The sequence below is a fragment of the Nonomuraea sp. CA-143628 genome, assembly GCF_050942315.1.
Lineage (GTDB): Bacteria > Actinomycetota > Actinomycetes > Streptosporangiales > Streptosporangiaceae > Nonomuraea.
In genome coordinates this window covers 13,397,413-13,409,942 of the sequence record NZ_CP192072.1, presented here as the reverse complement: position 1 = coordinate 13,409,942, position 12,530 = coordinate 13,397,413, and the positions used below count along the sequence as shown (strand labels likewise).

At 68.0% G+C, this 12,530-nt stretch carries 13 protein-coding genes; 5 read left to right on the top strand and 8 right to left on the bottom strand.

The features are described from left to right. Nucleotides 1-163 precede the first annotated feature (163 nt). Entirely contained in the window at nucleotides 164-472 is a 309-nt protein-coding gene (locus ACQP2T_RS61370; RefSeq protein WP_433513804.1) for a hypothetical protein, read from the top strand. A gap of 517 nt (nucleotides 473-989) precedes the next feature. Here the strand turns inward: ACQP2T_RS61370 and ACQP2T_RS61365 are convergent. The 8 genes from ACQP2T_RS61365 to ACQP2T_RS61330 all read right to left on the bottom strand — a co-directional run bounded on the left by ACQP2T_RS61365 (nucleotide 990) and on the right by ACQP2T_RS61330 (nucleotide 7,874). Beyond that, nucleotides 990-2,909, bottom strand: a complete 1,920-nt coding sequence (locus tag ACQP2T_RS61365; protein ID WP_433513803.1) for an ABC transporter ATP-binding protein — start codon at nucleotides 2,907-2,909, stop codon at nucleotides 990-992. Between the two features lie 243 nt (nucleotides 2,910-3,152). Beyond that, nucleotides 3,153-3,482, bottom strand: coding sequence for a hypothetical protein (locus ACQP2T_RS61360; protein WP_433513802.1), 330 nt, complete (start codon nucleotides 3,480-3,482; stop codon nucleotides 3,153-3,155). Nucleotides 3,483-3,728: 246 nt separating this feature from the next. After that, on the bottom strand, nucleotides 3,729-4,115 hold the full coding sequence (locus tag ACQP2T_RS61355; RefSeq protein ID WP_433513801.1) for a Rid family hydrolase: 387 nt from the start codon (nucleotides 4,113-4,115) through the stop codon (nucleotides 3,729-3,731). A 405-nt stretch (nucleotides 4,116-4,520) separates the two neighbouring features. Continuing rightward, nucleotides 4,521-5,585 carry an alpha/beta fold hydrolase gene (locus tag ACQP2T_RS61350; RefSeq protein WP_433513800.1) on the bottom strand — a complete coding sequence of 355 codons (1,065 nt, stop codon included), beginning with the start codon at nucleotides 5,583-5,585 and terminating at the stop codon, nucleotides 4,521-4,523. A gap of 296 nt (nucleotides 5,586-5,881) precedes the next feature. Then, nucleotides 5,882-6,079 carry a hypothetical protein gene (locus ACQP2T_RS61345; RefSeq protein ID WP_433513799.1) on the bottom strand — a complete coding sequence of 66 codons (198 nt, stop codon included), beginning with the start codon at nucleotides 6,077-6,079 and terminating at the stop codon, nucleotides 5,882-5,884. A 173-nt stretch (nucleotides 6,080-6,252) separates the two neighbouring features. Continuing rightward, nucleotides 6,253-7,104, bottom strand: coding sequence for a helix-turn-helix domain-containing protein (locus tag ACQP2T_RS61340; protein WP_433513798.1), 852 nt, complete (start codon nucleotides 7,102-7,104; stop codon nucleotides 6,253-6,255). A gap of 22 nt (nucleotides 7,105-7,126) precedes the next feature. After that, nucleotides 7,127-7,612, bottom strand: a complete 486-nt coding sequence (locus ACQP2T_RS61335; RefSeq protein ID WP_433513797.1) for a DUF6879 family protein — start codon at nucleotides 7,610-7,612, stop codon at nucleotides 7,127-7,129. Nucleotide 7,613: 1 nt separating this feature from the next. After that, on the bottom strand, nucleotides 7,614-7,874 hold the full coding sequence (locus ACQP2T_RS61330) for a hypothetical protein (RefSeq protein ID WP_433513796.1): 261 nt from the start codon (nucleotides 7,872-7,874) through the stop codon (nucleotides 7,614-7,616). Nucleotides 7,875-8,459: 585 nt separating this feature from the next. On the opposite strand from ACQP2T_RS61330, the gene ACQP2T_RS61325 reads away from it, so the two are divergent. The 4 genes from ACQP2T_RS61325 to ACQP2T_RS61310 all read left to right on the top strand — a co-directional run bounded on the left by ACQP2T_RS61325 (nucleotide 8,460) and on the right by ACQP2T_RS61310 (nucleotide 12,492). Further along, complete coding sequence (locus tag ACQP2T_RS61325) at nucleotides 8,460-9,278, top strand: BtpA/SgcQ family protein (protein ID WP_433513795.1); 819 nt, start codon at nucleotides 8,460-8,462, stop codon at nucleotides 9,276-9,278. A 65-nt stretch (nucleotides 9,279-9,343) separates the two neighbouring features. After that, on the top strand, nucleotides 9,344-10,438 hold the full coding sequence (locus ACQP2T_RS61320; RefSeq protein WP_433513794.1) for an SIS domain-containing protein: 1,095 nt from the start codon (nucleotides 9,344-9,346) through the stop codon (nucleotides 10,436-10,438). A gap of 322 nt (nucleotides 10,439-10,760) precedes the next feature. Further along, nucleotides 10,761-11,729, top strand: a complete 969-nt coding sequence (locus ACQP2T_RS61315) for a hypothetical protein (protein ID WP_433513793.1) — start codon at nucleotides 10,761-10,763, stop codon at nucleotides 11,727-11,729. A gap of 295 nt (nucleotides 11,730-12,024) precedes the next feature. After that, on the top strand, nucleotides 12,025-12,492 hold the full coding sequence (locus ACQP2T_RS61310) for an NUDIX hydrolase (protein WP_433513792.1): 468 nt from the start codon (nucleotides 12,025-12,027) through the stop codon (nucleotides 12,490-12,492). Nucleotides 12,493-12,530 lie beyond the last annotated feature (38 nt).

Below are 12,530 nucleotides of genomic sequence, written 5' to 3'. Positions count from 1 at the left end.
TCTACGCTTTGAGGGGATTGACACAACATCGCGCGTGGCTGGGCTGCCGCTATCAAGCCTGACCCAAACCTGGATTACATTCGCGACAGATTCTGCTAGTGACATCCACAACGCGAGGAAGGGATGATGCCTATCCGTCACGAATGTCCAGAAAGTGTCACACATGCACGAATCGGTTGTAACGCTCCAGGAGCTCATCGACGACGACCGTTCGACCTGCCGCGCGATGAACAAACAGCTTGAGCAAGCCACGGCACAGGGCGTCACTCTGTTGAATACGGCATATCTCGAGGAACAGGTCCGCATGCGGGCGAAGCGGTCCGACCAGCTTGACGGACTGATTGAGGATTACGTCGAGGCCGACAGGCTCGGGGACTCGGCGGCGTCGGCGTGCAAACTCGTCATGATCCAACTTGCTGCGGCGAGGATCATCGAGACGAGGAATGCCCACGCAGGTAACGGTCTGGAGTGAATAATGCCCGCTCCACCGGGTAGCTGCCAGCGACCAGGAGCGGCCGTCGACGCCGACATCCGCCCCACCAGCAGGCTCCCATCCTCGGTCGCCGGTTGCGCGACGGCGACGAAAAGAGACGGCAGCCACGAGGTGGCCCCCGGAACCCGGCCCAGAGCGCGGTGGCGGTAGGTCGTCCTCGCCCAGGTGAGAACCACGCTGTGCTGCCCATCCCGATCCAGCCCCGCGCACGCTGACACCGGCCCATCGAAGAGACAGGGGTTGGCCTGGACCGCCTCCTCCCACAGGCGATCCATGGCCACCCGCTCAGCAGGCGGCACCCGCGGCGCGGCGTCCTCGATCAGGCGGAGCCGGCCAACTTCCAGAAGACTGGCCTCGCGAGGCCGCGGCAATGGCTCGGTCACCGACTCATGCTGGCACATCACGACCGGCCCCTTACGGCGGCGCTCACCGGGTGCGAGGTAGTAGCTTCCGTACCGGCCTCATGCTTGCGTGTGCGCGGATCGGGGCCTGGCTGTCATGTTGTGTCTTCCTGTGCGGAGGAGTTGGCGCGATCTTGTTGCAGGAGCCACAGGTCGCGAAAGAGCCCGGGCCGGGATATCAGGTCGGGGAAGGTGCCCTCGGCGGTCACGCGCCCACCTTCGAGGATCACGATCCGGTCGGCGACGATCGTGTTGGCGAGGTTGTGGGTGACCAGCACGATGGCCCGGTCCCGTGCGAGCCGGCGCAGCCCGGTGAAGATCCGGTGTTCGGCGCGCGGGTCCAGGTCGGAGGTGGGTTCGTCCATCACCAGCAGGCCGGCGTCGCGGTGGATGGCTCGGGCTCCCGCGATGCGCTGCCATTGTCCTGAGGACAGCGCCTGGCCGCCCCACCATTCGCGAGCCAGCAGAGTGTCCAAGCCACTGCGCAGCACACTGATCACCGCGTCGGCGCCGCTGGCGCCGGCCGCGCGCCGTACAGCGTCGTCCGCCTCGCGTTGGGGCTGGCCGAGGTGGATGTTCTCGCGGGCGGACAGGGGCCATCGGGCGAACTCCTGCGGTACGACCGCGCACTGCTTCCACAGGGCGTGCGGGTCCAGATCGCGGGTGCTGATGCCGTCCCAGGTGACCACGCCTTGAGTGGGCAGATTGAGCCCGGACAGCAGTTTCATAAGCGTGGTCTTGCCGGAGCCGTTCTCGCCCACCACGGCGACGATCTCCCCTTGGCGGACCGCGAAGTCCACCTCGTGCAGGGTGTCGTGGTCGGCTTCGGGATAGCGGTAGGTGACGCGGTGCAGGGCCACATGCAGGGGACGGACCGGCACGATGTCCCCCCGGTCCAGGCGTTGCCCGGCCGCCTCCTCGATGAAGGATTCCCAGTCATCCATGTACCGGCCGGTACGCATGAGATCGGATCCGTATCCGACGATGCCGTGCAGCCCGCCGGAGGCCGAACGCAGAGCGAAGACCAGCGTGCCGGCGGCGGCCGCACTGATATGTCCGGCGCCGAGCAGCACCATCACCCCGGCCCACATCAGCGCCGAGGCCAGGCCGCTGACGGCGGACCCCACGAAGCTGATCTTCGCGCGTTGCCAGGCGGCCTGGTCGTTGGTGCGGTCCACCCGCGCGCCGCTGGCCCGGTACTTGTCCAGCAGGTAGGGGGCCAGAGTGTCGGTACGGATCTGGTCGGCTTGGTCCTTGTGGGTCAGGTGCCAGCGCAGCATGTTCAGCATGCGCCGATCGTGGAAGGTGCGCAGCGTCGCAAGGTAGGTGACCCTCTCGCCGGCGACCGACGCCAGCGCCTGCGGTACGGCGGTCAGCGCGAGCAGGGGCAGCAGGAGCGGCGCCAGCGCGGTGATGACCACGGCCGCGGCGATCAGCGTGGCGAGGGAGGAGACCAGGTTCTGCGACTGGCCGATCATGTCCCGGCTGACCTCTACGCCCCGGTCGGCCTTGTCATAGCGGTCGTTGAATCCGGGGTGGTCGTAGGCAGCCATCTCGGCGTTCGTGGCCGCCTCCAGCATGCGGTATTCCGCCTCTCGTGAGATCCGCGGCCCCAGCCGGTTCGACAGACCCTGGATCGCGATGCCCAGGACCGCACGCAGACCGGCCGCGGCGGCCAGGACCAACACCGACGGCAGGGCAGTGCGCAGGTGCGCGGGATCTTGGACGGAGTAGATCAACGCGCTGAGGGTCGCGGTCGTCGCGAACAGGCCAAGCGCCTCCAACAGCCCGGAGAGCACTTGGCAGGTCAGCAAGACGAGCGTCGAGCACCGGTCCGCAGCCCAGGCCAGGGCGAAGGAGCGGCGCACCAGCTTCGGCAGGCGGCTGCTCAAGTTGCGTCCGGTCAGGTGCTGGGCCAACTCACTGGTGTCTCCACCGTTGTAGTTGAACCTCAGTTCCTCGGCGTGCTGTTGGGGAGCGGTGTCGGTGTCGTTGACGGCTGTCTCATCAGCCACGTTGGCGGCTCCTGTTCCACGAGCGGGGGCAGACCTCACCTGCGGGGAAAGGATGTGGCGTGCCGTGCTGGTGAGGACCTCTGGGGGCGTTGAGCAAGACCGTCGCCCTCCCGCCGAAAGCGGGTGCGCGGCTCGGCAGAGCGGCTGCACGCACCCATTCCCGGCAAATCCCAGCGTCGGCCCTGCAGGCTCACATGGCCGCATCACCCCCCACTGCGATAACGGTGTGCTGTCGTGCGGGTGCTACAGGTAACGTCTCAGACGGCACTGACATTTATGCCGCCCGCGCGATCCACTCCTTCCTCGATGCGGTTTGCTCGCGGCCTCGGCCAACCAGACCTGTTGACCGCGGCGCGGTTCGGCGGCCCAGCGTGTTACCTCGGCCCAGATGAGGTCGAGGGTGCCCTTGCCGCGGTCGGCGAGGAGCACGTCGAGGTTGAGGAACAGTTCACGCAGATCGGCGTAGGTGCCGCCGGCGACGTAAAGGGTTTTGGACAGTTTGCCGCCGGTGAGGTCGGTGACGAGCAGCGTGAAGATCGATACCGGCCATCGGGCGCGGCGTTCTGGGATCATCGCCCTCGCCGTCGCCGCGGTCCTGGCCTTCACCATGGCCAGCCGCCGTAAGACCTCCGGCGCGAGCGGGTACGGCGACTCCTGCAGCAAGGGCACCGGGGGAGGCGGATGCGGGTGCACATCCAACCGTGTCTGACCTGGCAGGGAGCGATACGGCACCGACCGCGGATTCCTCTTCTGCCCGCGGTCACGGGAGATGTCTGGGTGCCCGTCCACGTCCAGAGAGGAGGTGACTCGACCCGCTACTCATCCCCGAAACGCCTCAACCTCGATCTCGACCAGCATCCGCTTGTCGATCAGCCCCGCCACCTTGACGCCCGTGCACGCTGGCCTGACGTGCCCAAGCACCTCCGACAGCGCCGTGCCGACCGCGTCGTAGTGGCTGTCATCCACCAGGTAGTAGCGCACCATAACCACATCCTCCCTGGTCAGGCCAGCCGCCTCGACTGCGTCGAGCGCAATCTCGAAGGCCATCATGGCTTGCAGATAGGCGTCGCCCTCATGCTGTACTTCACTGTCGACCGTGGCCGTGCATCCGGAGACCACGACCCTCGGGCCTGCCACCACCGCCCTGGCGTAGCCGTACTTGGCTTCCCAGACGCCGCCCGAGAAGATCCTCGTCTCCTCGCGCACGCACCTTGCCTGAACCATCCGGCGTCCCTTCCTCAGGCCCAAGCCGCGGACTGCGGACAGGGCGTCTGTGACCGACCGCGTACGCGGGGGTCCCCGCGCGGCGGCATCGGAGGCGTGGCCGGAACCGGAGGCAGAGTTCCGCCACCTGGCATGAAGAGGGCAGCAGGTGCGGCCCTCCGGCGGTACGGCCGTCCATCATGGCCGAGGACCGTCTGGCGGCCGATCATGATGTCTCCCCATCCAGCGAAGCGTTACCGCGGTCCTGCTGGAGGAGCCAAAGACCGCGGAAGAGACCGGGCTGGATCGTCAGCCGACCGCGAGCTCCGCGACGCCCTCGCCGACCTCGACCACGGTCATGGTCTGGGACATCGTGAACCCCTTCTCGTTGGTCGGCTTGGTTGCCGCTTACAGGCGCTGGTGGTCGCGGATCTTGTGGCACATGTCGGTGACGGCCTTGACGATCAGCTCGGGCTCGTCGACCTGGATGTTGTGTGCGGCCCGTTCGGCGACGATCAGTGTGCTGTCGTTGGACAGGCTGGCCAGGTCGGCTTGGATGCGTGCCCAGACGCGGTTGTAGCGCTCGGCCACGTCCGGCGGCCGGTTGGCGAAGTATTCGTAGTAGTAGGTGCCGGGGGCCGGGTACGGGGCCTTGGAGATGACCGTCAGCGGCATGCTGCCGAAGTGCGTGCGCTCGGCCTCCAGCGCCGTGACGGCTCCTGTCCGGCCGAGGTCCTCCTGGACCTCCGCGCGGCGCTGCCCGCTGGTGAGCTCCAGGGCTAGGCCCAGCTCGACCATCTCGGCCGGGAGCTGGTGCCGCATCCGGCGCAGCAGGTCCGGTTCCTGGCCTCGCCGGATCGCCAGACGCAGCCGGGCGCGGACCAGGCCGTACGGCGTCAAAGCGTAGGTCAGGGCCTTCTGCCAGTGCCGCAGGGGCCCGTACTGCCGCCGGCCGAACTCCTCGGCCATCCAGGTCATGCGCTCGGAAGGTGCGTCGACCAGCACCATCCCCGCGACCTGGTCGCGGTGGCGGGCCGCGTAGAACCGGGCGATCTCCCCGCCCATCGAGTGGCCGACGATCAGGTAGGGGCCAGGCTCTCCGGACGCCTCCAGGACCTCGTGCAGTTCGTCGGCCAGCGCCGTGGCGCCGCGCCACTCCCACCACGGCGCGGGCTGGCTCCAGCCGAGTCCGGCCCGGTCGTACTGCCACACCCGCTGGCCGGGCACCAGTCCCCTCCGGACGTTGACCCAGCCCAGGCCGTTGTCGGTCATGCCGGGCAGGATGACGATGGTCGGACCGCCTTCGCCTTCGGCCTGTACGTGCAGGCGGCGGCCCCGGACGGTGACGAATCGGCCGGGCGGGGGGAACCGTCGGCTGTCTGCCCGTTCGCTGAATGCCTGGTAGGCGGCACTGGCGATACCGGCCGCAGCAGCGGTGGTGACGGCAGCCGCGGTGAGCCATCGAGGGGGCACGTTCACTCCTTTGGTCGTCGTGACGCGGGCGTAGACCTCACTTCATGGAGCACTAACTGACGCTGCGCAGGTGGCCGTCCGGGGGCCGGCGACGCGGTGGCCGGGTGGCGAGTTCGATTGGCCGGACCCCGTCGCCCCTGGCCACCCTGGCACGCAGTTCGGCCCAAGACGTTGCGCACACGAGGTTGACCATGTCACCCGCCGTGTCGTGACGGAAGGCGATGAAACCGACCCGCCCCCGGCCCCGTCCATCACGATCCAACCCTCGATGGTGAACGGCTGCGGGATATCCCACCTCATCCGTCGACCACCGCTCGTACGGCTGTCCGCCAATCGCTGGCCAATGTCCGGCCGTTATCCGTGACGACCCGAAAGGCTCCGCGCTCCGGCGTCACCAGCGCCCGGCGGTCGCTGCCCTTGAAGACCTCCAACTCCGGCGCAAGAAGGCCCGGCCTGACGTACCGCCTCTCGCGCAGGGTGATCCGCACGCTCATGACGAGCAGCGCGGTAACCCCGTGATCGAAGCCGCTCCACGACGGTGGCAAGGTCCCTGGTCAGCTTGTCGGCCTGTTCGTCATTGATCTCGGCGGCTGTGGAGGTCATGAACTCAGGGTGAGCCCAGCTCGGCCGCGACTCCACCGTCTTGCGGATGCTTGCGGAAAAGCCTCTACCCGAGAGCCTCCAGCGCGCTGACGATCAACTCTCTGGCTTGCTGCCCGTACACCGCAGACGCCGCAAGGTCAGCGAAACCGTCGGTGTACATAGCGACCTCACGCGGGCTGGTGACGGTGAGGAAGCCGCTGACGAGTTCCACGTTGACCTGGGCGTCGTCGAAGCAGAAGAACATCTCCACCGGCCAGTAGGCGGAGCGATCCGCGTCGGCGGGAATGATGCCCAACGCCATCGACGGAAGGTTCTGGATGGCGAGAAGGTGCCGGAGCTGGCCAGCCAGTACGGCGGGGCCGCCGATGCGCATCTTCAGGGTCCCCTCTTCCAGAAGGATGGCGAAGCGGTGATCACCTTCGTAGACGATGTGCTGGCGGGCCATCCGCTCGGCCACGGCGGCGGCCACATCATCCACGGTCACGCCCCGACGACGGCGGATCGCCGTCAGGACGGCGGTCACGTAATCGGCTGTCTGGACGGGGCCGGGGATCATGACGGAGGAGTAGATGCGGAACCGCCGCGTCCGTTCATACAGGTCCCTGACCGCGACGTTCAGGTGCTTCAGCCCGCTGCGCTCGGCCCTGCGCCAGTCCAGCCACATGGAGTCAGCCGCGCGCAGCTCGGCAATCAGCTCGGCGACCAGCTCTGCCCTGCCGCAGGCATCCGCCCACGCCCGCACATCGGCCTCGGAGGGGGCCTTCTTGCCGTGCTCGATCCGGCTGGTCTTAGCCTCGTGCCAGCCAGCAGCGGCGGCCAAAGCCCGAGAGGTGAGACCGGCGTCGAGGCGAAGCTCACGCAGGCGGTCGGCCAGGGCCTGGCGAGCTAGCTGGGCGCCAGAGTGAGGGCTGGGCATGGGCCGGGGGTGCTGGCTGTGGCTACTTCGGCTGGTACTCCGCGTGGTCGATGGCCATGCTCCAGACCGCCTCGAACGCGGTCGCGCACATCTGAGCAACCGCCGGCTCGTCGCTCACCTCGTCATCGAGGTAGCGGCCGTCCCCCGCGAAGTGGGTGAACCGAACCAGTGCGCCGTCGACCACCCAGAAGTCATTGACCGGCACGAGCAGATCGGATGCCTGTCGTCGTGGCAGCCAGCGGACCTCTTCGCCCGCGCCCAGGTTCATCGCCCCGGTCAGGTCGTACTCGTAGCGGATGAAGTTGGTGATCGGCTCGGAGACGATGCGTGCCCGGCGGATCCGCAGCCCGCGCCCCGTGGCTGCCTTGACCACGTCGTACCAGTCACGCCAGCTTTCCACCGCGTCGATGGGCTTACCCGCCTGCCAGTCGGCGAACACCGGGTCGTCGGGGGTGTATGCGTCGCGCGTTTCGAGGTGGACGGCCTCGCGGCGGGCGGCGGCGATCATGTCAATGATGCTCGTCTGGTCCTGCTCCGGGTGCTGCTGAGTCACTGCATGCCTCCGCCAGAATGTGCCGCATCCGCGCCGGGATTCGAACGATGCGTTCATGATCCAGGATGGGGCTGCGGGTAGCGATCTGCGCCCGTTCCTCCGGGTCGGTCACTTCCCAGCCCTGGACCACGATCGAACCGTCCACCTCATCCACCCAGACCGAAGGGCAGTTGCCACCCGGCGTCTCGGGGTCGATGCCAACGAACCGTAGCGTCATGACGGCCTCCGCTGTCGGGGGTTTGCGGCTCCTTGCGACTTCACAGTGAGCCTGGCTGCGGATGTGCGTGCGGTCAAGGGTGGTTGTCGTCGGCCGAAGGGCGGTGCCCTGCGCGACTACCGCCGGGATCGCAGTTCCGCCGGACAGACACCGCACGCGCAAGGCACCGCCAGCCGAGCTGACCGTGCTGCGCGCCCTCGTGGACACCACCAACCCGGAAAGCCTCGCCGGACTGCGCGACCGCACCGTCCCAGTCCTCGGCTAGGCCGCCGCTCCGAGCTGGCCGCGCTCGACATCGGGCGCCACTCTGGCAGTACCGGAATAGGGCGGACATGGGCCGCGCCGTACTCGGGTGGCACCCGTCTCAAGCGTCATGTGGAGGACGGGCCGGTGATCAGTGGGCCGCGTGCGGGAACCGCCTGCGGGAGCGGCGGGCTCGGCCCCGGCACCAGACGGACGCGGCCTATAGTTGGCGGCTGGCTGGTTGCGGCCACTGCCGCGACGGATCTGTTCGACCCGCGGGCGGGATGAGAGTCTGAGTTCAGGGTCGTTGATCTCGTCGTCCGCCGTGGTTGGGGAGTGAATATGGTGCAGCAGGACGAGTCGCCCTGGCCCAGCGGCAAACTGATCCTGGGAATGGTTCATCTGAAGCCGCTGCCTGGTACGCCATTTCACCACGAAGATAGCTTTGAGCAGATCCTGGGCACGGCCGTGGACTCGGCGCGGGCACTGCACGACGGTGGGGCGGACGGCTGCCTGATCCAGACCGTAGATCGGGTCTACGCCGTGGGGGAGGAGAGCGACCCGGCGCGGATCGCCGCGATCACTCTCATCACCCGCGCCGTCGCCGACGCCGTCGGTTCCGATTTTCAGGTGGGTGTGCAGCTGATGCGCAACGCCGTACAAGCGTCGCTGGCCGTGGCCAAGGTTGCCGGCGGCGGCTTCGTGCGGGCGGGCGCGATCGTAGGGGCCACATTGACCACACACGGCATGATCCAGGCCGACCCGCTGGCGGTAATGGACTACCGCAAGAAGATCAACGCCTGGAATGTGAAGATCATCGCTGAGATCGAGTCGATGCATTACACCTGGTTCGGCGGCGGCAAGACGGTGGCTCAGGTCGCTCAGGCCGCCCGGCAGGTCGGTGCGGACGCGGTGTCGCTGTGTCACCCCGACGATGACGTCACGCTGGAGATGATCGCCGCGGTACGCGCCGCTGTTCCCGCACTGCCGATCATCTTGGCCGGGCACACCCATCACGGCAACGCCGCCCGGCTGCTGGCCTCGGCTGACGGGGCTGACGGCGCGTTCGTCGGCACTTGCCTGGAACACGACGGCTGGGGTGGTCCCATCGACGTTGACAAGGTCAAGGCCTACGTCCAGATCGTGCGCGGGCTTGCCTGACGATCGACGTCAAGTACCGCGGCGATCAGCGACCACCCGCGCATCAGAAGGTGAGGAAGCCTGCGATGACCTCCCCCTCCCAGCCCGCCTACACCCTGCAAGAAATGCTCCGCCAGAGCGGCGCCCTAGCCGACGACCTGCGCGACCTGCACGGCCCTGCACTGGCACAAGTGCGCGACCTGCTGTCCGGCGGCACCGGAGCGACAACTTCGAGGATCTATCTCACCGGCAGCGGCGACTCCTACCACGCCGCCCTGGCCACACAGATGGCCTTCCACCAGTTCGCGGGCTTGCCGTGCGAGCCAGTGAGCGCGCTGCGCATGCTGGAGTACGGCACCTGTTGGCAAGAAGCGAAAGCGCTGCCCGAAGGCGCGGTGATGATCGGCATCTCCGCCTCCGGCCGCAACCAGCGCGTCATCCAGGCGCTGCAACGGGCCGGTGAGCATGGCGCCCGCACCCTGGCCGTAACCGGCACTGCACACAGCCCTCTGGCGCAGGCAGCTCACGCCGCATTACTGCTACCCCTGGTTGGTCTTCGGCCCTGTCCCGGCATCCGGAGCTACCAGGCCAGCCTGCTGGGCCTGTTACTGATCGCTATCGAACTGGGCCGACAACGCGGCCACCAGGCGGCGCAAGAAGGTGTCCTGGAGCAGGAGGTGCTAGACACCGCCGATGCCGTAGAGGCCACCGTCGCCGCCGTGGAGCGGCGCTGCGAACAACTCGCCGACCGGATAGCCGACGAACCAGTGATGATGATGACCGGCAGCGGACCCGGCTACGGCACCGCGTTGTTCGCCGCCGCCAAACTCATCGAAACCGCCGGAGTGTCCGCCGCTGGCCAGGACCTGGAGGAGTGGGAGCACGTCGAGGTCCTAGCCCGCCCCCGCAACATGCCGACCTTCGTGATCGCCGCGCCGGGCCACAGCCACGACCAGGCACTGGCGGTGGCCACCCGCGCCCGCGATTACGGGCGCACCGTGATCGCTGTGGCCGACGACCGAGACACAGCCCTGACCGAGCAGGCCGAAGTCGTCTTGCCGCTACGCGGCGCGGCGCGCGAGGAGCTGTCGCCGCTACTTACCCACCTGTTCGCTGGCTACCTGGCCTGCTTCGTCGCCCGCCGCCTGAACCGACTGCCATTCTCCACCAACCGCCGCTGACAGTCGCCGCAGATCCTCACCGACACCGAACCCACTCGGGCCCGCCTGATCAAGATCGATGTGGAGGGAGCCGAAGGCGCGGCCGTACGCGGATTGACCCCGCTGCTTGACCAGCTCCGGCCCGACGCCGAATTCATCTTTGAGGTTACCCCCGACGGCTGGCCGAGCTCGGACACATCGACGACATCCTTCAGCCCCTGCTCGCACACGGCTGTATCGGGCGCTGTAGTTCCGTTGCCCCTGGACCGGCTGGGGCTGGCGGATGAGGACCCGATCGTTACCCTGGTGAGACAGGCACCGGATCCCCCAATCGGAGGACGACGTGGACCGTCGCCAGTTTTTCTCTCTCGCCGCCACCGTACCCCTGGCCTGGAGCCTGGACAGCACACGCTCTCGCATGGACGCCGGGCTGCGCCGTGTTTTGCCTACGGGGGACCTCGACCACTGGGCCGAAGTGACAGCCGGGCATATCGCGTCCTACGGCACCATGCCGCCCCAGATGCTGCTGCAAGCCCTCAGCCCCGACCTGCACGAGATCGCCGACCTCGCCGACCGCTACCCCCATCAGCGTGACCTCCACCTGATCGCCTCCCGCCTGTGCGGGCTCGTCGGCGCCGCCAGCACCGACCTGGAGCAGGTACGCGCCGCCCGTGAGTGGCTGCACACCGCCCAGCAGTACGCCGACCTGTCCGGCGACACCACCCAGCGCTACTGGATCGCGATGGCCCAAGCGGTAAGCGCTCTCTACGGCCCCACACCGCAGACGGTCATCACGATCGCCGGCCGCGCCCGCGCGACGCTGGGCGACTCGCCGAGCGCCCCGGCCGCGCAGTTGGCCGGCCTGGCCGCGCGTGCTCACGCCCGCTTGGGCCGCAGCGAGGAAGCAGTCCGCGAGCTCGAGAACGCGCACACCACGTTCGGCCAGCTCACCCCGGGGCAACGGGACGAGCCGTTCTTCGGCTTCCCACGCGCGGAGATGGCCATGTACAGGTCGCAGGTGCTCAGCTTGGTCGGAGAGACCGGCGCGTGGGCCGAGCAGGAAAGGGCACTGGCCGCCTACCCCGATGATGATCCGATGGACAGGCCGCTCATCCTGCTGGACCGCGGCCGCTACCTGACGGGGCAGGGCGAGCCTGGGCAGGCCGCAGCCGTAGCCAGCGCCGCCATCACCGCGGTTCCTGCGCACCTGAGGGTGCCGCTCCTGATGACGCAAGCTCGCCAGCTGGGCGATGCCATCGCTCAGCTCTCCCCGCAGGCCGCCGCCGAACTGCGCGAAACCATCCTGATCTGAGGGCACCGCCGCCCCTGACCCGGACGGGGCCGTCGTCGCCACCAACTCGGCACTAGAGCTGATGGCCTTCGTGGACTCGACACGCGTCCAGGACCGACTTCGCGAACTACTCGACGAAACCGCACCCTACGCGGGCACATCAGCATTGGGTGACCTTCGAACGAGGATCACGGCCCGCCTGGACGGATAACGACCGTGTCAGCTTCCTGCCCGTGTTCCTGACCTTTGGCCAGGAACGCAGCGCCACCGCCGGGTCTAGCTCGTCGAGCGGTACAGAGCTGTCACACTCGGCGACATGAGCATCCCACCGCTGCGCGCAGCCGTCCGCGTGATCGCCTTGGACGACGACAAGCGGGTGCTGCTGCTGCGCTATGACGAGAACGGCGGCTTCTGGGCCACCCCGGGCGGCTCCCTCGACAGCGGCGAGGACCACACCACAGCCCTGCACCGCGAGCTCCGCGAAGAACTCGGCATCGCCGAAGGCGACGTCCAGCTCGATGCCCAGATCGCCGAGCGCAGCAAGGCGCACCAGGTCGGCGGCCAGGAGGTCCTCCAAGTCGAGCGGTACTACCTCGCGCGGATCACCGCTGACGACATCGACCCCGACCGGGCCACCCAGCCCGACACCATCCAGGCCCACCGCTGGTGGACCCTCGATGACCTGCGCTCGACAAGCGAGACCATCTACCCACTCGGCCTCAGCGACCTCATCACCGAAATCCTGACTACGGGCGTACCCCAGCGCCCCGTCCTCTTGCAATGACTTCCTCGGGCTCGGGGGTGCGGCAGCAGGCCACCAGC